At 44.2% G+C, this 25,027-nt stretch carries 24 protein-coding genes; 10 read left to right on the top strand and 14 right to left on the bottom strand.

Annotated elements, in window-relative coordinates; all coding sequences use genetic code 11:
- Positions 1–92 precede the first annotated feature (92 nt).
- The 4 genes from AACV32_RS08365 to pstB all read left to right on the top strand — a co-directional run bounded on the left by AACV32_RS08365 (position 93) and on the right by pstB (position 3,722).
- On the top strand, positions 93–914 hold the full coding sequence (locus tag AACV32_RS08365) for a phosphate ABC transporter substrate-binding protein (protein WP_026027935.1): 822 nt from the start codon (positions 93–95) through the stop codon (positions 912–914).
- Between the two features lie 211 nt (positions 915–1,125).
- The gene (pstC, locus tag AACV32_RS08360; RefSeq protein ID WP_088733528.1) at positions 1,126–2,058 is read left to right on the top strand and encodes a phosphate ABC transporter permease subunit PstC; all 933 of its coding nucleotides are present in this window, start codon (positions 1,126–1,128) and stop codon (positions 2,056–2,058) included.
- Between the two features lie 5 nt (positions 2,059–2,063).
- Entirely contained in the window at positions 2,064–2,927 is an 864-nt protein-coding gene (gene pstA / locus AACV32_RS08355) for a phosphate ABC transporter permease PstA (protein ID WP_026027681.1), read from the top strand.
- A gap of 45 nt (positions 2,928–2,972) precedes the next feature.
- Positions 2,973–3,722, top strand: coding sequence for a phosphate ABC transporter ATP-binding protein PstB (pstB, locus tag AACV32_RS08350; RefSeq protein ID WP_013868112.1), 750 nt, complete (start codon positions 2,973–2,975; stop codon positions 3,720–3,722).
- Between the two features lie 73 nt (positions 3,723–3,795).
- Here the strand turns inward: pstB and AACV32_RS08345 are convergent, their stop codons facing one another.
- The 4 genes from AACV32_RS08345 to AACV32_RS08330 form a co-directional block, all read right to left on the bottom strand.
- Positions 3,796–4,896, bottom strand: a complete 1,101-nt coding sequence (locus tag AACV32_RS08345; RefSeq protein ID WP_170894890.1) for a GGDEF domain-containing protein — start codon at positions 4,894–4,896, stop codon at positions 3,796–3,798.
- On the bottom strand, positions 4,896–5,363 hold the full coding sequence (locus AACV32_RS08340; RefSeq protein ID WP_013868110.1) for a molybdopterin-dependent oxidoreductase: 468 nt from the start codon (positions 5,361–5,363) through the stop codon (positions 4,896–4,898). Before AACV32_RS08340 ends, AACV32_RS08345 begins: the two co-directional genes overlap by 1 nt.
- Before the next feature lie 201 nt (positions 5,364–5,564).
- Positions 5,565–6,941 carry a YjiH family protein gene (locus AACV32_RS08335; RefSeq protein WP_026027937.1) on the bottom strand — a complete coding sequence of 459 codons (1,377 nt, stop codon included), beginning with the start codon at positions 6,939–6,941 and terminating at the stop codon, positions 5,565–5,567.
- Positions 6,942–7,292: 351 nt separating this feature from the next.
- Entirely contained in the window at positions 7,293–8,954 is a 1,662-nt protein-coding gene (locus AACV32_RS08330) for a SulP family inorganic anion transporter (protein WP_017047410.1), read from the bottom strand.
- Positions 8,955–9,165: 211 nt separating this feature from the next.
- Here AACV32_RS08330 and AACV32_RS08325 point away from each other — a divergent pair, with 211 nt between their 5' ends.
- Both AACV32_RS08325 and AACV32_RS08320 read left to right on the top strand, forming a co-directional pair.
- Positions 9,166–9,465, top strand: coding sequence for an isoamylase early set domain-containing protein (locus AACV32_RS08325; RefSeq protein ID WP_026028657.1), 300 nt, complete (start codon positions 9,166–9,168; stop codon positions 9,463–9,465).
- A 186-nt stretch (positions 9,466–9,651) separates the two neighbouring features.
- The gene (locus AACV32_RS08320; RefSeq protein ID WP_017050287.1) at positions 9,652–10,959 is read left to right on the top strand and encodes a peptidoglycan DD-metalloendopeptidase family protein; all 1,308 of its coding nucleotides are present in this window, start codon (positions 9,652–9,654) and stop codon (positions 10,957–10,959) included.
- A gap of 52 nt (positions 10,960–11,011) precedes the next feature.
- Here the strand turns inward: AACV32_RS08320 and AACV32_RS08315 are convergent, their stop codons facing one another.
- Both AACV32_RS08315 and AACV32_RS08310 read right to left on the bottom strand, forming a co-directional pair.
- Complete coding sequence (locus AACV32_RS08315; RefSeq protein WP_105976710.1) at positions 11,012–12,844, bottom strand: putative bifunctional diguanylate cyclase/phosphodiesterase; 1,833 nt, start codon at positions 12,842–12,844, stop codon at positions 11,012–11,014.
- Between the two features lie 215 nt (positions 12,845–13,059).
- Positions 13,060–13,944: a LysR family transcriptional regulator gene (locus tag AACV32_RS08310; RefSeq protein WP_026029054.1), complete on the bottom strand. Its 885-nt coding sequence runs from the start codon at positions 13,942–13,944 to the stop codon at positions 13,060–13,062.
- A gap of 134 nt (positions 13,945–14,078) precedes the next feature.
- Here AACV32_RS08310 and AACV32_RS08305 point away from each other — a divergent pair, with 134 nt between their 5' ends.
- The 3 genes from AACV32_RS08305 to AACV32_RS08295 all read left to right on the top strand — a co-directional run bounded on the left by AACV32_RS08305 (position 14,079) and on the right by AACV32_RS08295 (position 15,988).
- Positions 14,079–15,275, top strand: coding sequence for a multidrug effflux MFS transporter (locus tag AACV32_RS08305; RefSeq protein WP_170894889.1), 1,197 nt, complete (start codon positions 14,079–14,081; stop codon positions 15,273–15,275).
- Positions 15,276–15,399: 124 nt separating this feature from the next.
- Positions 15,400–15,750 carry a hypothetical protein gene (locus AACV32_RS08300; protein WP_026027938.1) on the top strand — a complete coding sequence of 117 codons (351 nt, stop codon included), beginning with the start codon at positions 15,400–15,402 and terminating at the stop codon, positions 15,748–15,750.
- Between the two features lie 103 nt (positions 15,751–15,853).
- Positions 15,854–15,988 carry a hypothetical protein gene (locus tag AACV32_RS08295; RefSeq protein ID WP_013868100.1) on the top strand — a complete coding sequence of 45 codons (135 nt, stop codon included), beginning with the start codon at positions 15,854–15,856 and terminating at the stop codon, positions 15,986–15,988.
- Between the two features lie 195 nt (positions 15,989–16,183).
- On the opposite strand, the gene AACV32_RS08290 is transcribed toward AACV32_RS08295, so the two are convergent.
- The 3 genes from AACV32_RS08290 to AACV32_RS08280 all read right to left on the bottom strand — a co-directional run bounded on the left by AACV32_RS08290 (position 16,184) and on the right by AACV32_RS08280 (position 19,154).
- On the bottom strand, positions 16,184–16,753 hold the full coding sequence (locus tag AACV32_RS08290; RefSeq protein ID WP_010320515.1) for a glutaredoxin domain-containing protein: 570 nt from the start codon (positions 16,751–16,753) through the stop codon (positions 16,184–16,186).
- Between the two features lie 59 nt (positions 16,754–16,812).
- Positions 16,813–17,697, bottom strand: coding sequence for a DMT family transporter (locus AACV32_RS08285; protein WP_094124592.1), 885 nt, complete (start codon positions 17,695–17,697; stop codon positions 16,813–16,815).
- Positions 17,698–18,158: 461 nt separating this feature from the next.
- Complete coding sequence (locus AACV32_RS08280; protein ID WP_026027939.1) at positions 18,159–19,154, bottom strand: porin; 996 nt, start codon at positions 19,152–19,154, stop codon at positions 18,159–18,161.
- Positions 19,155–19,438: 284 nt separating this feature from the next.
- Here AACV32_RS08280 and AACV32_RS08275 point away from each other — a divergent pair, with 284 nt between their 5' ends.
- Entirely contained in the window at positions 19,439–20,053 is a 615-nt protein-coding gene (locus tag AACV32_RS08275; protein ID WP_013868096.1) for a fumarylacetoacetate hydrolase family protein, read from the top strand.
- Between the two features lie 58 nt (positions 20,054–20,111).
- Here the strand turns inward: AACV32_RS08275 and AACV32_RS08270 are convergent, their stop codons facing one another.
- From AACV32_RS08270 to AACV32_RS08250, 5 genes are all read right to left on the bottom strand, one after another.
- On the bottom strand, positions 20,112–20,432 hold the full coding sequence (locus AACV32_RS08270; RefSeq protein ID WP_013868095.1) for an AzlD domain-containing protein: 321 nt from the start codon (positions 20,430–20,432) through the stop codon (positions 20,112–20,114).
- Complete coding sequence (locus AACV32_RS08265; protein WP_170894977.1) at positions 20,429–21,160, bottom strand: AzlC family ABC transporter permease; 732 nt, start codon at positions 21,158–21,160, stop codon at positions 20,429–20,431. The genes AACV32_RS08270 and AACV32_RS08265 overlap by 4 nt, the downstream gene beginning before the upstream one ends.
- A 210-nt stretch (positions 21,161–21,370) precedes the next feature.
- Positions 21,371–23,074, bottom strand: coding sequence for a phospho-sugar mutase (locus tag AACV32_RS08260; protein ID WP_094164468.1), 1,704 nt, complete (start codon positions 23,072–23,074; stop codon positions 21,371–21,373).
- A gap of 159 nt (positions 23,075–23,233) precedes the next feature.
- A complete protein-coding gene (locus AACV32_RS08255) occupies positions 23,234–24,148 on the bottom strand; it encodes an amino acid ABC transporter permease (RefSeq protein ID WP_170894976.1) in 915 nt (304 codons plus the stop codon).
- 32 nt (positions 24,149–24,180) lie between these two features.
- The gene (locus AACV32_RS08250; RefSeq protein ID WP_170894975.1) at positions 24,181–24,963 is read right to left on the bottom strand and encodes a transporter substrate-binding domain-containing protein; all 783 of its coding nucleotides are present in this window, start codon (positions 24,961–24,963) and stop codon (positions 24,181–24,183) included.
- Positions 24,964–25,027 lie beyond the last annotated feature (64 nt).

Here is a 25,027-nt window from a genome sequence, read left to right as displayed (position 1 = left end):
TAAACTAAGTGAAACACAACTGTCATATTTGCGTCCTAAAGTGAGTTTCGTTCAATACACAACGGCAATAAAGCCTCTTAAGGATATTTGTGATGAAAAAGACAGTAATCGGTGCAATCGCTCTTTTAGGTGCATTGGCAGTTAACCCAGTTTTTGCAAAAGAAACCATTTCTGCTGTTGGCTCTAGCAGCGTAACGCCATTGATGGAAGTTTTCTCTGAAACATATATGAAGAAAAACGCGGACGTGTTTATTGAGGTTCAAGGCCCAGGTTCTTCTGCGGGTATTAAAGCCGCTAAGAACGGCAGTGCGGATATTGGTATGTCTTCACGTGGCCTAAAAAGCTCAGAAAAAGAAGCATCATTAGTTGAAGAAAAGATCGCGCTTGATGGTATAGCGGTGGTTGTGCATCCAAGCAATAAAGTAAAAGGGTTGAGTGCTGAACAAGTCTCTGCCGTTTACCGAGGCGAGATCACGAATTGGAAAGATGTCGGTGGTGAAGACAAACCTATCGTTGCAATTACTCGCGATACCGCATCAGGTACTCGTGGTGCATTCGAAGAGATTATGAAACTGACAAAAAAAATCTCAGACAAGACGGTATCTGCTATCTCTCAACGAGCTCAAGTAGCTAACGGTAACGGCAGTTTGAAAACTATGGTTGCGTCTAACCCTTATTCCATCGGTTACATCTCTCTTGGCACCGTTGATAACACGGTTCATGCCTTAGCGGTAGACGGTACTGATGCATCGGTAGATAACGTGAAAAATGGTTCATACAAAGTGGCTCGTCCTTTCCTTGTACTGTACAAAAAAGGCCAACCATCCGCTCAAACGCAACAGTTCCTTGATTGGATGCTAACGCCTGAAGCTCAAAAACTCGTTGCAGAACATCACTATATCGCAGTGAACTAATAGACTCTCCCATTCGACTTGAAGGTGCAGCGACGTTGTTTCGTTCAGCCCAAACACATGCTTTATCCATGTGGATGGGAATTCACTGACTTGCTGTTTAGCCGCCACTTCAAGTTGTTTGGGGAAATAACTTTAAAAGTTTGCTTAGCCCATCGTTGGGGCTGAGCCTTTTCTATCCACGTCGATTCCATCGAATAGTGAGATTGATACTATGACCATCGCAACAAATAGTGAAAAGCTTATGAACAACGTTTCTACGCAAGCTTCCAAACGTGCACTTCGTGCTAAAAAGCGTGTGGACTGGAAAGAGCGCATTTTCCACGGGTTGTTTCTTACCAGTGCCATTATTGGCATTGTGTCTCTTGCCATCATTGCCTACTTCATTTTCCGCGAAAGTATTCCCGCATTTCAAGAAGTGGGTATCTCGGGTATCGTCCTTGGACAAGATTGGTTGCCGCCAGCTCTGTATGGTGTGGCAACTATGATTGTCGCTTCTGTGGTTTCAACGTTTGGTGCGGTGATCGTTGGTGTGCCTGTGGGCGTACTCACCGCTATCTTTATTGCCGAAGTCGCACCAAAACGTGTCGCGAATATCATTCGCCCAGCCGTTGAATTGCTCGCTGGTATTCCTTCCGTGGTCTATGGTTTCTTTGGTCTTGTGATTATTGTTCCTTTGATTCAGGACATTTTCCAAGTTCCTGCGGGCAATACCATTCTCGCGGGCATTATTGTGCTTGGTGTCATGATCTTACCGACGGTGATTACCGTGTCCGAGACTTCTATTCGCGCAGTCCCTCATACGTACAAAGAAGGTTCTTTGGCATTAGGTGCATCCAGTATTTTTACCATCTTCAAATTGCTGGTACCGGCAGCTCGCTCCGGAATTATGACCGGCGTCATCTTAGGAATTGGGCGTGCGCTCGGTGAAACCATGGCCATTATTATGGTGATGGGCAACGCGCCAGCGATGCCTGAAGGTATTTTAGACTCAGCACGCACGCTGACAGCCAATATTGCGATTGAAATGTCTTACGCAAGTGGTGTTCATGCCAGTGCGCTTTACGCAACAGGCGTTGTGCTATTGGCATTCATCATGATCTTGAATGCCACATTGCTCTATTTAAACCGTGAGAGAGCGAGGTAATAGTGATGGATACAGTAAAACTAAAACGTGCCCGCCAGCTAAAAGATAACGTATTGAAAATATCTATTTGGATTGCGGCCGCTGTAACAGTCGGCTTCCTATTTTGGATTATCTGGTACATCCTTTCTAACGGGCTACAACACGTAGATTGGAATTTCGTTACCGACGATTACACCCGTACTGGCAATGAACACGGGATCTTCCCGATGATCATATCGACGATTTATATGGTGATCGCTTCTATTTCGGTGGCCGCCCCGTTGGGTATTATGACGGCGATTTATCTTACCGAATACGCCAAAATCGGTAGCCGCTTGGTGAAAGTGATCCGCTTTTGTACCGAATCTTTGGCGGGGATCCCCTCCATTATCTTTGGTCTATTTGGCATGACCTTCTTTGTGGTGATTCTAGGCTTAGGCTTCTCTATTTTGTCGGGTGCGCTAACGCTCAGCATTTTGATTTTGCCTGTGATCATTCGGACCACAGAAGAAGCGTTGATGGCCGTTCCTCAAACTTATCGCGAAGGTTCTTATGGTCTTGGAGCCTCAAAAATATACACCATTTGGCGTCTGATTTTGCCAAGTGCAATGCCCGGCATCCTCACGTCAATTATTTTGAGTATTGGTCGTGTTATTGGTGAATCGGCTCCTGTGTTTTTAACCGCAGGAATGGTGGCACGTATTCCTGATTCATTGCTCGATTCAGGCCGCACCCTAACCGTTCACCTTTACAAGCTCACAACAGAGCTGTTCACGGTTGAAGAGTGGAATCAAGCCTACGGCACAGCAACCGTGCTGATTGTGGTTGTGCTACTGATCAACATGGTGACGAAGCTAATCGCAAGACGATTTAATACCGCTTCTTATTAAGCAGAGCGTTGGGCGCGATTTACAGAATTTTGAGAGATAACAAGAATGAACAAATTTAATATTGAAAACCTAGACCTTTTTTATGGCGATAACCAAGCGCTAAAATCAATCAACCTGCCTATTCCAACTCGTCAAGTGACAGCGCTGATTGGCCCTTCTGGCTGTGGAAAATCGACTTTATTACGCTGTTTGAACCGAATGAATGACCTCATTGAAGGCGTGACTATCACCGGTAAATTGGCGATGGATGGGCAAGATATTTACGGCAATATTGATGTTGCAGATCTGCGTATCAAAGTGGGAATGGTGTTCCAAAAGCCAAATCCGTTCCCAATGAGTATTTATGAAAACGTGGCGTATGGGTTACGCGCACAAGGGATTAAAGATAAAAAGCACATCGATGAAGTGGTTGAGCGCTCATTGCGCGGCGCGGCGTTGTGGAATGAAGTAAAAGATCGCTTGAAGTCGCATGCGTTTGGCCTCTCTGGTGGTCAACAACAGCGTTTGTGCATCGCACGTACGATAGCGATGGAGCCGGATGTGATTTTGATGGATGAACCAACGTCCGCCCTTGACCCGATTGCAACACACAAAATTGAAGAATTGATGGAAGAGCTGAAAAAGAATTACACCATCGTTATTGTCACGCACTCAATGCAGCAAGCGCGTCGTATTTCTGATCGCACAGCGTTTTTCTTAATGGGGGAATTGGTTGAACACAATGATACACAAGTGATTTTCAACAATCCTAAAGATGATAGAACCATGGGATATGTCAATGGCGATTTCGGCTAGTCACTTATTGCAGCGACTAACCTGGAATAATAGCGGACTCATTATAACTATAAAGCGATGGTAACTTTGCCCCTCATACAGAGGGGCTTTTTTGTAGAAACTTCATGGCATACATATTCTTATCCGCAATATGTATTAATTGATTAATATTGGCTGAATCTTTAGGAAAAGAGGCAATACCGATACTGGTTGAAAGCTTTGCTCCCACTCCATTATCCACGAAGAAATTCTCTTTAAAACACGCTTTAATGTGGCGTTGCATAATGCTCAGTTCCATCGCATCTACGCTATGGATGATCAGGGCAAACTCATCACCCCCCATACGAAATACCGAATAATCAAAGGTTGGAATCGAATGTGTTAAGCGAAACGCTACTTGCTGCAACACACTGTCCCCTGCTTTATGACCATTTTGGTCGTTAATGGGCTTAAAGCCATTTAAGTCGAGAAGAAAGAGAGAGAAGGGGTTGTTGGTAGAAATTTGATTCAGCTCTTCAAACATCGCAAGGCGGTTTGCAAGTCCAGTTAGAGGGTCAGTTAACGCTAAGGTACGCTGAGCAACCGCTTCTTTATGAAAAATATAGCTAACTAAGCCAATGCAACCCAGCATCAAGAACATCAGCAGAAATTGTACCTGTGTTAGCCTATTTGCTTTTTCTTTTTGCTCGAGATAGATAGGGCTTTGCAGTTGAAAGTTTTGGTTTACATAGCCGATAATCTGGTCGTAAATCAAGCGAGCATGTTTTTCAAATACAGCCAATGACTTTTGATCTTTAACGGCCAGCAATAAGCTTTCTAATATTTTGAAATCATCAAAGTTGTTCTTAAAGAAATGCTGGGAATCCGTTCTACCCATAAAATTATCCGATTCCTTACTCGTTAGAATCAAGTCAAAACGGCTCCAAATCAGCTCATACTGCAGCCAAGTGTGCGCTCTCTTCTCCTGTGAATCTAAGTAATAAGGAATCGAAGCAACCAGCTCAGAATACTCTTTGGTGAGCTGGAATAAATACCAAGTTGCATAGTTACGTTGGTCGGTATAGGAGTTGGCTAAAGAGCGTGTGGTCGAAAGTATATACAAATTAGCGACGATCAAGGTGGCTGACAGGACAATCAACAGTGTTTTTGCCCGGTATAGCAAGGGGTGTAAAGTGCTGTGTTTTGTAAAATTCATTATTTACCGTGAATCAATAGTTTTTCTAACTGCCACACCATTTGGGTGTAATAAATGCCATTGTCTATTTGTGGATATTTATCTAGATTGTAGATCAGCCAAAACGGCCCCTTGTTTCTTATTTTCATTTCATCGCCATTCATGTGATAAGCAATAATGGGTTCATAGCGAGTTAAGTTTTCAATTGCAATATTAGCGGCGTAATCATTAATGGCCAAAAATGATACAGAAGAAACCTGTCCAACTTGCAAATGATTAATTAAATCAATAACTTTAAAACCAGTGAAAGTATTTTCTTTTGGTAACCAAGGAAGCTGAGTCGTGAAGGTTTCACGAGGCAGTATCTCTGCCAATTGTGCAAGAGAATAAGTAACCCGATCTTGGTTTGGGAGGGTAATAGTTAAGCTTGCAGCATGAACAAATAAGCTGAAAAAAATAAGTGGTAAAGCGGTTATCCATCTCATCATAAACTACCTTATTTACTTCTGCTTTTTTCTTAGAGCATAGGCTAAAAGTATAAGGTGATAATTTAATCAATGAAATTATTTTCTATTTATATTTCTGTTAATTTGGTCGAATCAATCTTTAGTTTAGAACAAAAAAATCCCCACATAAGTGGGGACTTGCATATTGAAATGTTATTAGTGCCGTTACTGCTGCATTGTTTACTAAAAAATGAGATGTGCTACACCAGCTATCACTGGCAGTGTAATGAGCGTACGCAGAATAAATATGACAAACAGCTCAAGGATGTTGACAGGAATTTTGCTGCCTAACATTAACGCACCCACTTCAGACATATAGATCAACTGAGTCACTGACATGGCTGCAATCACGAAACGTGTCATTTCATTATCAATGGAAGCTGCAAGAATCGCGGGAATAAACATATCCGCAAAGCCGACCACAATGGTTTGAGATGCTTGAACAGCCTCAGGTACACCAAGTAACTCTAGAAAAGGAATAAACGGTTGGCCCAATACAGAAAATACAGAGGTGTATTCTGCAACAATCAGAGCCAGAGTACCCAAGCCCATCACGACAGGTAGCACACCAAACACCATATCAACAGCGTTACGCATGCCTTCAGCGAAGATCGATTTTGCAGATTTAACTTGGCTTGCTTTCGCCAGTGCTAATTCCATCCCCCATGAGAACGAGGTATGGCCGCTTGGAACTGCATCGGCATCTTTAGCTGGAGAGGTACCATCAATATAAGTGTTCTTTTTGAAACTTAATGGTGGCAGGCGAGGAATGATGATCGCTGCAACAAAGCCTGCAAGGCAAATGGTGCCATAAAAAGGTAGGAACAGATGCTCTAGCTTAACTTGCGCAATAACGACTAAGCTGAAGGTAATTGAAACGGCAGAAAACGTTGTACCAACAATAGCGGCTTCACGCTGTGTGTAGAATTTGCTTTCGTACTGTTTGCTGGTCAGCAAAATACCGACACTACCGTCGCCCAACCAAGAAGCCATGCAGTCGATTGCGCTACGGCCTGGAAGGTTGAAAACTGGACGCATGATTCTGCTTAATAAACTACCAAATAGCTCCAGTAGCCCGAAGTTAAGTAGTAAAGGCAGCAAAAGCCCTGCAAAAATAAATACAGAAAATAAAGTGGGTAATAAACCCTCAAGAACCATACCGCCAGTGTTTTCTTCCCAGATAGCCTTAGGGCCGATTTGGAAAAACGTCATGATGACGGCGATACCACCAAATACACGGACGGCTAACCAAAGAGCAGATGGATTAAAAAGCCCATTTAAGAAAGGACTCTTTGTAATGAATGCAGGTTGAAAAATTTTACATAAAATGGAAGCTGCAGACATAAAGGCGATGATCACTGTCACTATTGCAACAAGGTAATCGCCCAAAATAGCTTGGATAGATTTAGCAAGGACGGCAACTGGAATGGTTAAGTCACCTTGGTAGCTAATTGGCGCCATAAACAAAAATAGACCAATTAACGAAGGGATGAAAAACATCCAAAAGCTACTTTGTGTTGGTGCTACAGGAGCTTCAATAGTTTGAGCGTTATCTTGCATGTCGTGTCTCGTATTACTGCGGGTCAATAGTCACCAACTGGTGGCATAAAAATGCACTAAATAGCTCTATTTAGTCATTGCAGGCAAGAATATCTATTTTTAAGATGGCTTGCAATACTATTCATTAATCAAGGTTAAGTATTCAAACAAAAGAGCTGTTATTCTCAGATAACATGGTCATTTGTTTTGTTATTGTTGCATTGGTTAATAATCTGTTGGTGGTTGAGGCGTGCGTTTTAAAAAGAGTTAAGGAGGGCTGAGGAAAATTGGGCGGTTAAGGTAAGAGGGACGGGTCAGTCAAAGGCCTTTAACCGTAGGCTAAAGGCCAAAAATGTATAGGTCCAATGAGCTTTATTGAGCTGTACTGATATTCAAACGTTGTAGGCTAACGCTGAGCGCATCATCGAATTGACTAAAGAAATTGTCTTCACCGACCAAATCAACAATCCCCGCTTTTTTCAGTTTCATTGCAACACGAGTATTTGCACCAGAGATCAACACTTGCACATTCTTTTTATGGAAGTTTTCGATCATTTCCTCAATGGATTGCAGGCCAGTAATGTCCATAAATGGAACCCATTTAAGGCGAATAATTAAAATTTCTGGCTGCTCTTGAATGCTGCTCATCACACGCTCAAAGGTTTCAGCCGCAGCAAAGAAAAATGGGCCTTCTAAGGCATAAACGGCGAGCTCTCTTGGTAACTGAGTTTGCCCATGACGAAGCAGCTCAGCACTGAGCTCATGGTGTGTACTGGCTTTTACCTCAACACTAGATGCCATACGTTTTACAAAGTGAAGGGTAGCGATGATCACCCCGATGTTGACGGCGACAACTAAGTCCGCAAACACGGTTAATCCAAATGTTAGCAACAAAATAACCACATCGGCTTTGGGTGCACGTTTAACCAATTTAATAAAGTGGGGAACTTCACTCATGTTCCATGCTACGACGAACAAAATCGCACTGAGTACTGCCAGTGGAATATTGACGGCTAATGGTGCAAGTGCAATAAGGATGATGACCAGAGTGAGCGAGTGCACCACGCCCGAAAGTGGGCTTGTCCCCCCGTTGCGTATATTGGTTGCAGTACGTGCAATGGCGCCTGTTGCTGCAATACCACCGAAGAGCGGAGCCACGATATTAGCGATACCTTGGCCGACTAACTCTTGGTTTGAGTTGTGTTTGGTGCCCGCCATACCATCGGCGACCACCGCCGAAAGCAATGATTCAATCGCACCTAGCATGGCAATCGCAAAAGCAGGGCCAATCAATAGAATAATTTGAGAGAAGCTAACTTCTGGAAGCGAAAACTCTGGCAGTCCTTGAGGTATGCCTCCAAAAGCCGATCCAATCGTGCGGATCCCTTCAAAGCCAACAAAATATTGCAACACGGTAACGGTGACGAGAGCAAGCAGCGGCCCTGGTACTTTCGAGAGCTTCGGGATCTTAGGGCCGAAGATAACCAGCGCGAGTGAAAATAACGCAAGGCCTGTTGTGGCCCAATCCATCTGCGGAAAGGCATGGAAAATAGACACTAATTTTTGATGAAAATGCTCACCTTCGATCTTGGGGAGGCCGAAGAATTCTTGCCATTGCCCAACCCAGATGATGACACCGATACCGCTGGTGAAGCCGACGATTACGGGGTCAGGAATATAGCGGATGATGCTACCGAGTTTTGCGACCCCCAGAACCAATAGAATCACACCGGCCATCATAGTGGCTATCTGCAACCCGCTGACCCCATACTGGCTAACAATTCCAGCAAGTATCACGATGAAAGCACCCGTTGGGCCAGCTATCTGCACTCGCGAGCCGCCAAACAGTGAAACGATAATGCCTGCAATAATGGCGGTATATATCCCTTGCTCCGGTTTCACGCCAGAAGCAATAGCAAATGCCATCGCCAGTGGCAGAGCGACAACCCCTACAATCAAACCTGCACTGATATTATTTAGCCACTGTTTTGGTCGTAGCAGACCGGCTTTATAGGATTCATATACGGCAAACATAATTGATAACCTTATTGAAAATAGGGGAAAATAGAAAGCGCGGTGGATTCTACGCTCATTTAAAATGCTGTAAAGAGGGGTGAATATTCAACTGAGGTTATAAATATAGTGGTTCGGCGGCGGAATTTTTACTATTTAGAGTTGTGGATGTGAGTCTATTTTCTTATGATTCACTGGGTAGGATGTTTTTTATACAGAGATGGAGTTTGTGATGATCAATAAACGTTTTTTTAAAACAAAAGAAGAAGTCGAAGTGACCTTTGAAGTGGACGTCCCAGATACGGCTGGCAATGTTGCGATAGTAGCGGACTTTCTTGACTGGCAACCAGAACCGATGAAAAAGGTGGCGAAAAGTAATAGTTTTAAATTTAAAACCCGTTTACCTAAAGATGCTGAATTTCAATTTCGTTACTTGTTGGATGACCAACAATGGGTTAACGATCCTAGCGCTGACCAGTACATTGCCAATGGTTTTGGCGAGGAAAATAGCCTAGTGACGACTTATCAATAGGTTGTTGATAAATCTTGTGAAAGCGTGAAATATGATTAGGACAGTACTCATTTCCACGTGTAATTGTTGATTTATTATAAGGCACTCCGGTGCCTTTTTTGACCATAGAATCACACGATATAGGTGACTTTTGAAACAGAAAGTCTTAATCTTGAGGCTCTTTTGACTTAATCCACAGGATAGATAGTGCTTCCTCGTTCTCTCATTCTGCGCTTTTCTGAGCTTTCACTTCCAAAAAAAGCGTCGATTATTGGCCTACCGATTGTCGCGGCCATCGCATTTTCCTCGTCTATTCAGGATAGCTCCTTACAGCGCCAAATTGAGCTCTCTATTACCGAAACTCAAATTGTTCAGTCGATTTTATCTGATGCTATTGAGGTAAAAAATCTTCCGGATTTTGAATATGAGATTAAATCTGGTGACAATTTAAGTACTATCTTTAATCAACTTGGCTTTGGTTACCAAGACTTGATGAAGATTATGGAAACCGATTTAAACTACCTCGCATTGGATACGTTAAAACCTGGCAACATCCTCAGGTTTTGGAAAGCGCAAAATGGAAATGCGCTTTCCAAAATGGAGCTAGAATTTAGCCTAGTCGAGCGCGCGGTATATTCACGTTTAGATGATGGTACCTATGAGTTTCAAGATGTTAAAATACCGGGTGTATGGAAAGAGTTCGCCATGGTTGGCGAGATCCAAGGCAGCTTTTCTCAGTCGGTCAATTCGATAGGGTTAGGCAGCGCTGAGATAGAACAGATCGTCTCTTTACTTAAAGATAAACTCAATTTCTCTCGTGATCTTAGGGTTGGCGATCGATTTGAAGTGGTTCAATCTCGTCAATTTGTCGGTGAGAAATTGACGGGCAATCGTGAAATTCAAGCGATTAAAATCTACAGTCGAGGCAAAGACGTTTCTGCTTATTTACACCGTGATGGGCAGTACTATGACAAAAATGGCGATAGTTTACAGCGCGCATTTCAACGCTATCCGACGACAAATAAACGCATTACCTCTAACTTTGATGCGCATCGCCTGCACCCAGTCACAAAAAGAGTGGCTCCGCACAATGGTACTGATTTTGGTGTACCAGTCGGTACTCCGGTATTCTCGACTGGCGATGGTACGGTGATCATGACGCGTAAGCACCCTTATGCGGGTAATTACGTGGTGATACAACATGGCAGTACTTACAAAACACGCTATTTGCATTTGAGTAAAATTTTAGTGCGTAAAGGTCAGAAAGTATCGCGAGGTGAGCGGATCGGTTTATCTGGGCAATCGGGCCGAGTCACTGGGCCTCATCTGCATTATGAGCTGATGGTTCGAGATCGCGCAGTGAATGCCATGACCGCCAACATACCAATGGCAAACTCAGTGCCTAAAAAAGAGATGGCGGGGTTTGTTGCAAGGCGTAATGAACTCGATTCTATGCTTCAGCAGCAAGAACTGCGGTATGCCACCAGTGAGTCTTCGGCTGACCAAGAGTCTTAATGTGATAGCATAATGGATATTAGTAATCCCTCACTTTCAGAGTGAGGGTTTTTTATGCGCGCCGTACATGGCTCATGTTGTTCCAGTGAGTCACGATAGAGTGCGGTGTTTCTGGCTTTGAAAAATAGTAACCTTGGATCTGTTCACAGCCCATAGCATAGAGTTTTTCCAGAGCTTCTTGGTTCTCCACCCCTTCTGCGACGAGATCAACTCGAAGTTGATTTGCCAATTGAATAATCAACCAAACTACGCGCTCCGCTGTTTCGTTACATACCATGTTTTTGATAAAAGTGGCATCAATTTTAATGCAATCGATGGGGTAGCTATGGATGTAATTCAAGCTCGAATAGCCAGTGCCAAAGTCATCAAGCGCGATGGTAAAACCAAGTAGTCTGAGCTTATCTAAGATGTATCTAACTTCACTGGTTTGTGAAAGTAGTACTGTTTCGGTGAGCTCAATTGTGAATTCATTAGGCTCAAAGCCGTATTGAGTAATGGTTTGCATTAAGTGTTCGAGATAGCGCTTGGAGTTGATCAGTTCATGTGCCGAACAGTTAAGTCCTAATTTTACCTTGTAGCCTAAGCCCTCCTCTAGCTCAACTTTTGCTAGGCATGCCAGCTCAACAATGCGTTCTCCTAATTCCACAATTAAACCTGACTGCTCAGCAGTATCGATAAACTCAATCGGTGAAATCGCACCCAGAGTTTCGCTATTCCAGCGAGTGAGAATCTCAAAATAGTTCCACTGTTCTTGGTGACGACTGACGATCGGTTGCGCCACCACAAATAGCTCACTATTTTTACTGGTTAACTTATTGAGTTCACGGCGTAGAGCTTCTGTGATTTGGGTTTGACGATGGTATTGGTCACTCAGATGGGTATCATAGCAACGGATATTACTACCGCGAGTTTGCTTACACTCTTTGAGTGCTAAACAGGCATTGAGAATCAGTTGATCGGCCGTGATTGTCTCTTGAGTTTTCCTTGAAATGCCAATGCTTAAGCTAATTTTAATGCGATGTGATGCATCGACATAACCTGTATTTAGCTTATCCAATATACAGCGGCAGATTTGCAACGGATCATTAGAGAAGGTGATAAACGCATATTCATCCCCAGCGATTCGAAATGCCAAATTCTCTTCCGGAACGCTTTGAATGATGGCATTAGCCACAAACTTAATGATTTGGTCGCCAATATAGTGCCCATATAAGTCATTGATCGATTTAAAATTATCGATGTCTAAATAAGCAAGAGTGAACGGTTCATTGGTTGTTTCAACTAAGCGTTCTAATTTGTCAGCTAGATAACTGCGGTTCATTAAATCGGTCAGGTTGTCGTGAGAAACTTCGTAACTAAGTTGATTAACCAAGCTGTCAGAGCGTTCGCTCAACCACTTATTGCGCAGGCTGTGAACGACTATGTTCGCAATGATTCGGTGGTAGCCAATCACGAATTCCTCATCTTCGATGGGAGAATAGAAGGTAGACACGAGCATTCCGAGTATTTCGCCATTCTTGGCACGTAGGGGAATACCGATATAGGCATCAATCTTATTTTCAATTAGAAACTTGTCATCAGGAAAAATTTTGGTCACTTGTGATGGAAACAGACAGTATTCCTGTTTTGATTTCCACACTTGCTCACACGGTGTTCCCCTGAGCGGATAACCCGTGTCGTTGTTGTCTGGCGTCTCACCAGCATGAGATAAGGTGTGAGCTCTGTAATGCCATTTGTCTAACTCGACGATGCATGTACAGCAGGTTTGAAAATGTGTATGCAGCACCAATGTGGCTCGATCATGTAACTCAGAGCCATCGAGCAGCATGAGCTCGTTAATGGTGTTTAGACTAACTGCATCCCTAGCCAATGATGTTTTAGTCATATGTCGTACTCTGTTTTTTTAGAATATGCACTTAGTGACTATGGTCGACATTGCGCAGTTTTGCCACTCGCAATAATGGGTACTTGAGACGTAAAAAAATAAAATATTGGTTATTCAGCGGCTTAGTTGCAGAGTTTTATGAGTACTTTTTTGTCTAGGGTAAATTTGCTCTGGTGGACAATTTTGTGATGGAAATAGACGTAACCCCAATTTAGTTACCTAGCTTCATGCGTTAATTTTTCTTTTAAGTAGTTGAGAAATAAATGAGTTCGAGTGTGTTGATAATCAAGTTTAGGGTAATAAGCGTAAACCGTTGCTTGATCAACGGTGATATCGGGTAGCAAACGTACCAGATTGCCCAAACGTAGCTCTTCTTTGACCATCACGTCGTTGGTGACAATCACTCCCATGCCATTTTTGCCTGCATAGAAAAGTGCTTCTGGATTGGTTGTCGCGAAGTTACCCGATAACGATAGGCGTTTGCCCGTTGAGGTTTTTAATTCGCGCGTTGTGTGTTCTCCCCAAATCAAGACATTGTGCTGTTGAAGCTGTTCGGCAGATTTGGGCATACCATATTTTTCAATATAGTTAGGAGAAGCATAAAAGCCGGCCCTATGTTCAAATAGGGGTGAGGCTTTAAAACTGAGGGAGTTGAGTTGGTCAATTTCTCGGCTGATGAATAAATCAAGGTGAAGTTCGGGCAATTGCCCCGGAGTTGTTGTGGTCAGTTGGATTCGAATGTCAGGGTAGCGCTGTAGAAATTCATCTAAATACTGCACCAAAAATTTTGAGCCCACAGAGAGTGTCGCCCCAATTTTTAGCAGGCCAGCGGGAGTTTGGCTGACAGATCGTGTTTCATCAACCACCGATTGCCAACTTTCAAGTTGTGCTTTTGCTCGCTCATAAAAGAGAGCACCCGCTTCGGTTTGTGTCACCGTTCGTGTGGTGCGCTTAAGTAACTGCACGCCAATTTTCTCTTCCAGCCAATGTACTCGTTTACTGATGGCTGAGCTGGTGGTATTGAGCTTACGTGCCGCGCCGTTAAAGCTGCCTTCTTCAACCACTCGCATGTATGTTTTTACATTTTGTATCCAATCCATCGTTACCCTACTCATTCCTCATTGGAACTAATTCATTTCCTGAGTGCTTTATTATCAAATCTGAGTTGCCAATATATACTGAAAACGTATTTTGACACCACATCTACCGACGATAAGAGCTCACTTAGCAACCCATGAAAACTCTCGCTAGCACACCATTTAAAAAGACGCCGATGTTATTGGCGATGATGATCATTGCCACGGGCCAAGTTGGGGTGAGCATCTATTTACCTGCACTGCCGTTGATCAGCCGAGACTTAATGGTTGACCAAGCCAGTATTCAATGGCTCGTCACGCTCTTTTTAGTGGCGTTTGGAATGTCACAGCTTTTTTACGGGCCATTGTCTGATGCGGTTGGTAGACGCCCGACATTTTTACTCGGGCAGGGGATCTACTTGGCCGGTACAGTATTGTGTGTCTGTTTTTCGGATAATTTTCATGCGTTGGCTGCTGGTCGCCTACTGCAAGGGCTTGGCGCGGGAAGTGCTTCTGTTCTTGGCCGCAGTGTGCTGCGTGACAGTTATGATGGTCTGCAATTAACAAAGGCGCTTTCTTACATCGCCATCACCGCCTCAATTATGCCAATTATTGCCCCTGTGCTCGGTGGGTGGCTTGCCTTTCATTTAAGTTGGCAGTCCGTGTTTGTGTTCGTATTAGTGTATATCTGTACCATTTTTATTTTAGGTTGGTGGATATTGCCAGAAACGTTGCCATACGCGAAACATCGGTTTCAACCGAAGGCCGTATTGCATAACTACTTGCTACTCTTGAAAAATTCCCAAGTGCTGACAAGCGCCAGTTACAACTGGATCAGCTATTTATCTAGTTTAGTGACTCTGTCGGTGCTGCCTTTTCTCTTGCAAAACAAGCAGGGGTTAACGGCCGCCGATTATGGAACCGTAATGATCGTCCCTTCCGCGGGTTTGATGATAGGCAGTGTTGCCGTTAACTTACTCAATGATCGTTTTTCATCCCAACGTTTACTTGCTTTGGCGATTGTCATTATGGCTTTTGCCGGTGTTTGGTTACTGATAACACCGATGAGCGTGTTCAATTTAGTGTGGGGATTTACTTGGTTAACGATTGCGCAAGGTATCTCATTTCCATTATCCACCAGCATGCTGCTCGGGCCACACAAAACTCAAGCGGGTTCCGTTGCGGCTCTATCTGGCTCCATTCAAATGTGTTTAGCTGGATTTTTAGGGGGATACTTGGTGGAAAGATGGATCACGAGTCAGATGTCGCTAGGCTGGTTCTATTTAGCAACCAGTTGCGCTATGTTTTTGGTGTTGTGTTCTTCCTATCGCTTACGTCAAACCAAATTCGCTTAATGCTGTTTATACCCTTCCGGTTTGAAGTGGTTTAAGTCTAGTGGTGCATTTACATCGTACATGTCGGCACAAGAGAAATAATTTGAGGTATAATCTCGGCGACATTAATTCAACGGAAAAATCAATGCAACAAGATGAATTTCAAGCATTAGTCAAAAGCTTGTGCGAGCAAAAAACACTTCCTCAAGCGTTAGATATGCTGAAAGTATGTGAAGATCAAGATATTGCTGAAGCAGCCTTATCGTTAGTGGGTCAGTTTGCTTTAGCCGAAGTGGATGGGGAGCAACGCATTTACCACGTCGTGTTGCAAGAAAATGAGCAAGGTGAAGAAGAAGAGTTTGTCGAACACATTATGAATGAAGGCGATGACGTTATTAAGTTTGTTGCTTGGTTTTTTGAAACCATGTTTGAAGTTAAGCAGAAAGAAACTTACTTGGCTGCTGGTAAAACCTATAAGCAGCCTAAACGCGGTTAACTGAAAATTAATTACTTTATTTTGTGACTCAAGTCTTGTTTTTGTTCTTTTTTGGACTAATATACACCTCGTCAGGTAAATAAATTACATGTTGAGGTGATTCATGGGTTATGAATTAGGTGGTGCTTACGTTGGTCAACTGATCGCAAAAAAAGCGATGTATGATGCAATGCATGGCAAACCACAAGCAAAGAAAAAGTCTTTCATTAAAACGCTAGTGAAGAAATTCAGCAAATAGTGAATGCCTAAGAATTAAAAAGCCCTAGCTTGGTAACAAGCTGGGGCTTTGCTTTATTTACTGGGGTAAAAATGACTGTGCAAATTCGTCCACCATTCGTCCACAAAGAGCCCGTATACCATTACTGACTAAAGAGTCGGCGGTTTCTGAGGTGTCAGTACTTTTTCTTCTAAAGTAACCAGATGCTCTGGGGCACTACTGACTTTTTTTGGTTAGCCAATCTTCCAATTTATCACACCCGCCGATATAGCGGCTTTCTAGCCAAATTTGTGGCACGGTGACGGGCGTTTTTTGACCAATGATGGCTTTAACTTCTGGGATCATCCGGTACAGCGCCGCACTTTCTTTGACGACATCATGATAGGTGTATTGAATTCCCGCTTCATCCAGCAATTTCTTTGCTTTTACGCAGTATGGGCAAGTGGCTTTTCCATACACAATATTGCCAGTTAACTCGTCACGTTGTGCCCACTCTTTGATCACAGATTGAACCAAAACACCTCGATTTAACGCTTCTCCTTGGCTGATCACTTTACCTTCAACGACCAATATTGGGGCGTGCCATGCGCCAAGTTTCAAGGGTTCCCACCAGTACGATAGCCAGTCTTTGACTTCTAACTCGATGGGAATGCCCTCCAGTTCATTATTGAAGGTGTCAGTCAAAATGTCCTTGGTGAGCGTACACTCGCCGCAAGGGATGGTGACTTTAAATGGACCCCAACTTCCAGCCCATCGGTATAGTGTGATTTTTATCGGTTTTGCCATCGTGTTTTCCTCAAGAAGCATTGCTTAGAGAATAGGAAAGAGTTGAGTGACTTTTTATTTCAACGCGAAGATTTTTTTGTTTCCCAGTGAGTAATAAAGGCCACTGAAGCGATAATGATGGCAGCGCCAAGCCATAATCGCCCGGGTGGTGCCCAGCCAAACACTAACCAACCCGCCAAAACATTCAGTGGCAGCTTCGCGTGATCAAAAGGTTGCACAAAAGACGCATCTGCCACCGCATAGGCTTTAACGATCGCCCATTGAGCCAGTGCCGTCATCGCACCCGCAAAAAGCAATATGAGCCATAGAGTGCCCCCTTGAGGTGTTTGCCAATCTGGTAAAGCGAGCAGTAGATTGAACGGTGTGATCAGTACCAAAAGGTAGACCACCATAGTAGACGGTGAGTCATGGGCAGACAGTTTTTTCACCATCAAAGAGTAACAAGCCCAAAAAAATGCCGCGCCAACAGGCAGCAACGATGCCCAGTTGAAATCGTCAGCCCAAGGTTCAAGGATGATCATCGCCCCGACAAAGCCAGTTAATGTTGCTCCCCAGCGCGCTGTACCCACTTTCTCTTTTAAAAAAAGGCCTGAGCCAATCGTGGCAAACAGAGGAGAGGTCATCAACAGTGCAATACCTTGCCAAATGGGTACGGGATAGGCGAGTGCCCATAACCAGAGTTGTATGCCAATCACAGATAAAAACACACGGAAAATATGCATGCTTAAATGCTCGGTGCGCAGCGAGTAGCGGATCCCTAACGTTGATAAATACGGCAAAATAACGACTAACGCGATGGCATATTGAACCAGCGCCACCGTGGTAGATGACAGGCCATAATTGATACTGGCGACTTGAGCAAGGCTATTGACTATCGCAAAGGCGAGGCCTGCGATTAGCATCCAACTTGCCCCTTGGATTGGGTGGTGAAGTATTTTGGTCATAGAGAAGAGGGTTATAGAAAAAGTCGTTGAATCATACTGACTTATCAGCGTTAAACCAATCTCTGAAATGAATGGAGTGGTTCAATAAATTTGAGCACGTGTTATCCCTGCTGATTTCCACTTGTCTGAAACGCCAAACATTTTGCGTATGGGCTGTGGTGATGGGATAAAAAAAGCCCCCTAAAAAGAGGGCGAAAGAACATGAACGGCCAGTGCTCTGCCTTAGCACTGAAAAGAAGCACAAACGCTGCCATGCATTTGTACTTATTACATAGCAGGTTGTGTGCCAAATTTAACTTATTGAAAAATAATGAAATTATATTATTTGCTCTATGAGGAATGGTCTAGCCTAGTGCAATGTGTTTCATTGTGGTGCAATGCCGTCAAATAAAAAAGGCCAAGCGAGTGCTTGGCCAAAAGGATGATATCCTTAGGGAGTATATGCGTTCGTATGATTGAAATTAGAAGTTGTAACGTAGGCCTAGGCGAATAGAGTCTTTTGCATCATACGCAGTGCCGAGGTCTTTTTTATCTAGGTTGTTCATTTTGTAGGCAACGTAAGTGTAGATTGATTTATTGAAATCATAACGCCCTGTCAACTCAGCAAAATCACTTTTCGTCGTTGTGACGTTTGCAGTTTCATTTTCCGTTTTTTGATACACCCCAATCAAGCGGAAGTTACTTGTGATTTTGTATTGCGCAGCAAATTCAATCCCGTTGAATTCGCTCTTCGCTTTATCGTCCAAATCCCCTTGTGTATAGGTCAGGCCTAAGTACAAATCGTCCAACGTGTAATTTACACCGGCAATAATTTGATTCGCCGCACCTTGGCCTGTGCCATTATCGTTGCTTGCGTAGCCCAAGCCTAAACCAAGGCCGATAGGTAAGTTATAAATTGCAGAAAGACCAAAGCCATCGGTGTCTTTTTCTTCGCCTGCAATAAAGCTTGCTTTCACATTGAGGGCATCAAATGTAGCTGCGTAGAGGAAGGTGTTGTTGATTTGCTCATTACCTGCGTTGATGAACTCTTTTTGAGCGCCAGTATAAGTACCGATGTCTGACATTTGAGAAATTTGCACGCCAGCCGTATCTTGGCGGCCGACAGAAATAGCACCAAAATCAGCTTGTAAACCTGCAAATAGGTAACGTTGGTTGAAATCAGAATTCTTATCGTTGCTGGCGGAGGAATTAACCGTTTGCTCTGCTTCATAGGTTGCAAAACCTTTCAAAGAGTCAGAGATTTCTGTTGAGCCTGTAATGTTCAAACGCGCACGGCTTTTGTTTTTCATCGTGCCTTCAATTTCTTTGCCTTTGTCATCACCACCGAAATCGCCACGAAATTCTGCACGTCCACCAACTTTAAGCTCATTTCCATCCGCTTTGTAAACGGTCGCAGCAAAAGAAGAACCTGATACCAATGCTGTAAGAATTGCGGTTGCGATTGTTGCTTTTTTCATTTTATTTACCTTATCCATAATCAATGAGCTTCAGTGCTCGAACGGTTTGATGTGAGTAAAGTAGATGTTTTAAATGAATGTTTAATTACTGATTCATGATGTTTACATGTTGTTTTTATTGATGATTTATTAAAGAGAATGTTATGTAGTGATGTTCAAAATAGTCAAGGTGCCATGAATTTTGAGTCGAAGATCTTACTTTTATCTAATGAAGATGCAAATCCATTCACTCGCGCTGTAGATGAGGTAAACTCGACGATCTTAGTCATCTCAAGGAAGAGTATATGTATTCGGTTCGTTTGGATAAACAGAAGATAACCCCGTCTAAAGTGTTGTGTGTTGGACGGAACTATATTGAACATATTCAAGAGCTTAATAACACAATACCAGAACAAATGGTGGTATTTAATAAACCCAATACGAGCATCACAACCACTCTATCCTCGTTTCACCAAGAGACGCTTCACTATGAAGCTGAAATTTGTTTTTTGATCAAAAAAGGTCAATATAGCGCGGTTGGTTTGGGGTTAGATCTGACTAAGCGGGTACTGCAATCTCAGCTTAAAGCAAAAGGTTTACCTTGGGAGAGGGCGAAAGCATTTGATGGTTCGGCTGTACTTAGCCGATTTGTGCCACTGCATGGTATCGACATCAATAAGTTGCAGTTAGAGCTATTCATCAACTGTGTTCGGGTTCAGTGCGGCGGTGTAAACCAAATGATCTATTCACCCGCCATCATTTTAGAAGAGCTGAAATCTTACACATCGCTGCGTGATGGTGACGTTGTGATGACCGGAACACCACAAGGAGTTGGAGAAGTGCATTGTGGCGATCTCTTTTTAGGGCGTCTTAAATGTGGAGAGCAGACCTTAATCGAGATTGAATGGCTAGCGCAATAAAACTGATTTGCGCGATTCGGGCTGCGGTTATTATCAGTATGCACCGCAGCCTCTGTCTTTAATGGGCTAAGAGCGTTAAATTTAGCAAAAAGAAAGTCGCCATGCTGATGATCGTGGTCAGCAGGACATTCTTGGTTTTCCATGCAATCAGCCCCGCTAATGCTGCGGCCCACAAGTAGGGATTATGGCGATCAAGCCAAAGTGTTTGCTCTGGCAGGAACACAATCGGAGCCCAAATAGCAGTTAATACGGCAGGGCTAGAATAAGTGAGTAAGCGCTGGATAACTGGGTTGAGACGCAGCGGTAATTTAGGCTCTAAGAACAGATAACGGCTCATAAAAACCAAAGCGGTCATGGCGAGGATAGAAAGCAGAATCATCGTTGGTTCCTCCTGCTCGAACAGAGTAAAATTTCAGAAACATAACCTGCACACATTGCGCCAATGCTTGCTAGCATTAAGCTACCTTCAACTTGCCAAAGAGTCAGGCTTACCGATAACACTAGGGCACTGATGACAGCAACGAGTATCGGTATGTTTTTAATGTTCGGAATGACAATGGCGATAAAAGTAGCCGCGACTGCAAATTCCAACCCCAACTCGTTTAAAGCGGGGATGTAGCTGCCCGCAATAATGCCGACCAGTGTGGCCAAATTCCAAACTAAATAGAAGCTTAAACCTGCACCAAGCGCGTACCAACGGTTAAACTGTTTTTCATTTTGTTGTCCGCAGACCGCAAACAGCTCATCAGTGAGCAGAAAACCCAGAATTAAACGCCAACGTGTCGGGAGTGGGCTGATTTTGCTGCGCATGGAAACGCTGTAGAGAAAATGGCGAGAAGTGATGAAAAATGTGGTGATCAGCAGAGTCAACAGCCCTGCACCTGTTTTAAACATCCCCGTGGCGACGAGTTGCGCTGAGCCTGCAAATAAAACCGCAGAGAGTGCTTGGCTCTCTAATACGGTCAGGCCACTTTCAATCGCAAATGATCCCGCCAATAAGCCCCATGGTAAAACGGCAATACTCAGCGGTAGCATGGCCAGTGCGCCTTGCCCAAAGAGGCGACCTCGAGGTTCTAAATGTATGTGGTTCAATAGTGTGCTATCCATAGTAATTCCTTTGCTGGAAGTGATGAATCTATCAAGCCACAAGGTTGGGTCAAGCGATTGTACAAAATTGCGCATACAACTGTCATCCACTGGAGGGAAAAGATCGTTGTAGTCGCAGGCATTGTTCACCTAAACAGATGAAATAAAAATGCCGCCAACAATGAATTGAAGACGGCCTGTTATTTCGTTGTGCTTGTCTGGCAATGAGCGCTACAAGCTGTGTTGGTGTTCTGCTATGAGCATCGCCATTTGCTCGTCGGCTTTTTTCTCGGCGCTGGCGAAATCTTCTTTTACTTCGAAGGCTCCGACGACCTCGTAATAGCATTTCAATTTAGGCTCAGTGCCCGACGGGCGCACAATCACTCTCGCTCCGCCTTCCAAGTGATAGGTCAATACATCGCTAGCAGGAAGTTGAATCGCTTGCGTTGTTCCATCGGCAATATAACGTGTGAGTGATTTGAGATCGTCGGTCATGAGCACTTTTCTACCGGCGATTTCCGTTGGCGGTGTGGCGCGAAGCTTGTCACCGATCGGCGGTGAGTTAGGGTCTAACTTAATGCTGCGTTGTGCATTAATGTAAAAACCGTGCTGGCGGTAAATGGTTTCAAGTTGATCCCAAATAGTCTTACCTTGGCTGTATAATTCGGCCGCTAGTTGTGCAAATGCCACCATGGCCGAAAGGCCATCTTTATCCCAAACGGTTTGCCCTATGGTGTAACCCAATGCTTCTTCATAGGCGAATAAGAACTGCTGTTCATCGCTTTGTTGTTGCATCGCCACGTTGGTCAACCATTTAAAGCCAGTCAAGGTTTGGTAGTATTTTGCACCTTTTGCCTGCGCAATATTACCGAGTAAACTGGATGAGACGATGGTGTTGCCAACCAACTGCTTTGAGGCATCGGTTTTGGAGAGCAAATAGTCCCCAAATAGTGTGCCAACTTGATCGCCAGTCAGCATTTGGTATTGACCATCCGCTCGTTGTACGGCAACGGCAAATCGGTCGGCATCTGGGTCGTTGGCGCAGGCCAACTGGGCATTTTGGGCATGGGCTAACGCGATAACCATATCCATCGCCCCCGGCTCTTCAGGGTTCGGGAAGTTGACGGTCGGGAAACGGCCATCCGGCTCTCGTTGTTCCTTTACACTGATGACATGGGTAAACCCAGCGTCATGCAGCAAAGTTTCAGCCATCTCAGCGCCGACACCATGCATCGCGGTATACGCAATGGTAAGGCATTGCGGATCAGTGTGGTGGTTTAACAATGGGCTTTGATTGAGGGTACGACGGTAAGTTTGGTAATACTCTTCTGTTAGCCATTGCAAAAGGCCTTGTTGGTGCGCGTTGTCTAACGGCATCAGAGAAATAGCTCGTGTTGCCGCTAAGTCGATTTCTGCTGCAATACCTGAATCGTGAGGCGGGATAATCTGTGCACCATTTTCCCAGTACACCTTAAAGCCATTGTATTCGGGTGGGTTGTGACTGGCGGTGACTACGACTGCGGCGGCGGCATTAAAGTGTTTTACCCCAAAAGCGACTACTGGGGTCGGTGCCACTTTATGCGTGAGATACACTTTGATCCCCAGCGCGGCGAGTACTGAGGCGGTATCGTGTGCAAATTGCTGAGAATCTGGCCGGCCATCATAGCCAATCACCACCCCACGTGTTTTGGCATTGCTGACTTGTTGAATGAGATAGTGTCCTAAACCCGTCGCCGTTTCTTGAATTACCAGGCGGTTCATACGATTAGGGCCGCATCCCACCATGCCGCGTAAACCCGCGGTGCCGAACTCAAGACGTGATTGAAAGCGAGCTTTTATCTCATCTAACTGATGCTGATCGACTAGTGCTTGTAGTTCTTGGCGAGTTTTAGGATCGGGATCTTTTTCTAACCATTCGGAAACGTGTTGCATCATGGTTTCACCTTCTTAGCATTCATGTTGAATTAATTCTAACTGATATTCATTCTCAATAATGGGGGCGCAATCGCTAAACATCGTTCTTATTTTGTTTCTCATCACGTGTTGCTTCTCTTTGATTGGTTGCGCAACTGACGCTGACAAATTCAGTGTTATCTAGTTAGAGTGATGAAGCGAGAGATGGCGTAAACTGCGTAGCTCGAGCCGCCTAAACAGTAAAGAGAGGCTTAAACATAAACCCAAGTATGCACCGCCCACTAACAACCATATTTCAAAAATAAGCCCAGAAGAGTTAGCGATTTCTGTGCCAACAAACGTCATTTCTTGAATTGAAATTAGCGATACAATCGAAGAATCTTTGACCAAAGAAATCGCTTGCCCAGCTAAAGCCGGCGTGATCGCCGCCAATACTTGAGGGGCAATGACGTATCGGTATTTTACCCATCGAGACAGCCCTAAAGAGTGCGCTGCTTCCCATTGACCTTGAGCGATTCCGGCCAAACCTGAACGAACAACTTCAGCGATGTAGGCCGATGAAAGCATCCCAATACACACAATTCCAGAGAACAAATTTTCCCATAGATGAGAAGGACCAAACAGCCAATGCTGAATGACATTGGTTGGCTCATGGTGTTCCCGTAGTAGGTTTTCTAGGCCCAACAACGGGATCAGTTGATTGGAGACAAAAAAATAAAAAATGAACACGAAAACCAGCGGCGGAATGTTCCTAACTAATTGCACAAAAGCGTTAGCCGGAATTCTGAACCACGAAAAATGAGAGTGGCGTGCTACGCCAAGCAGTGTGCCTAACACAAGGGCCAGCACCATCGCCCAGACACTTAAGCGCAAAGTAGCAACTAACCCCTGAAAGAAATAAGGGATAGCACCATGGCTCGTTGGGGTGAAAATCAGAGCAAAAGCTTCTTGCCAACGCCAATTATAATTCACCCCAAGCTCGGCTCGGTGCGTTAACCAAATAACAAAGCCTAACAGTGCTACGAGTAACGCATAATCGAGCTTATTGAGCGATAATTTTAGCCATGGTTTAAGGTTCCGTTTTTCATACAGCACAGTTTTTGTTCTATTCACATCCGCCCCTCAGGCTATTGCCCTGAGACGATTTGGTTTTGCCAATCTAGCGTTGAGAACCAATATTCGTAGCGTTCACTCAACCAGCCGTCATTGGTTCGTTCAATAATCCATTGATCAAAAAAGGCTTTTTTGTCCTCTTCACCTAAGCGAACGGCGAATGCTTCGTTTCCTTTGGATAACCGTTCATTGAAAGGAATGAACAGTTTGTCACTGTGTTTCACTGTTTCATGTTCAGGTTTAGGGCTTGACGCAATCACGGCGTGTGCTTGGCCGTTTAATACTTCTTGAAAGGCTTGTGCATCGTCATCAAATTGCAGAATTTTGGCTTTGGGGAAGGTTTCACGAGCGATTTGAACGGTAAATGCTCCGCGTCGCGCAGCGATAGTCACTCGACGAGAGTTGAAGTCTTCAATGGTGGAAAATCCTTTAGCGAGTGACTGATTAGCGGCAAGTTGTACTCCTGAATGTGAATAGGGGGTGGTAAAGAGTACGCTTTTCGAGCGCTCAGGAGTGATGGACATGCCACCGATAATGACATCAAATTTCTGTGCTAAGAGTGCTGGAATAATGCCATCCCACGCGGTAGGTACAAATTCCACTTTCCAACCTGAATCTTCAGCAAGACGTTTGGCAACATCAATTTCAAAGCCAATTAGGTCGCCTTGCTTGTTGCGCATTGCCCAAGGCACAAACGTAGACATACCCACACGCAATGTGCCTCGTTCAGTGATTTTATCAAGGCTAGGCGTTTCACTGGCAAAGGCGGGTATGGAAATGGTTATCCCTAGTAACATGGTCAACCCGAGCGATAGAGCGGCGATAGCCTTCAACCCAGCGCGTTGCCACGCTTTTGGTGCA

The organism is Vibrio sp. B7 (assembly GCF_963888765.1).
GTDB lineage: Bacteria > Pseudomonadota > Gammaproteobacteria > Enterobacterales > Vibrionaceae > Vibrio > Vibrio anguillarum.
The sequence above is the reverse complement of the archived record's forward strand: the minus strand, read 5'-3'. Positions and strand labels throughout refer to the sequence as shown.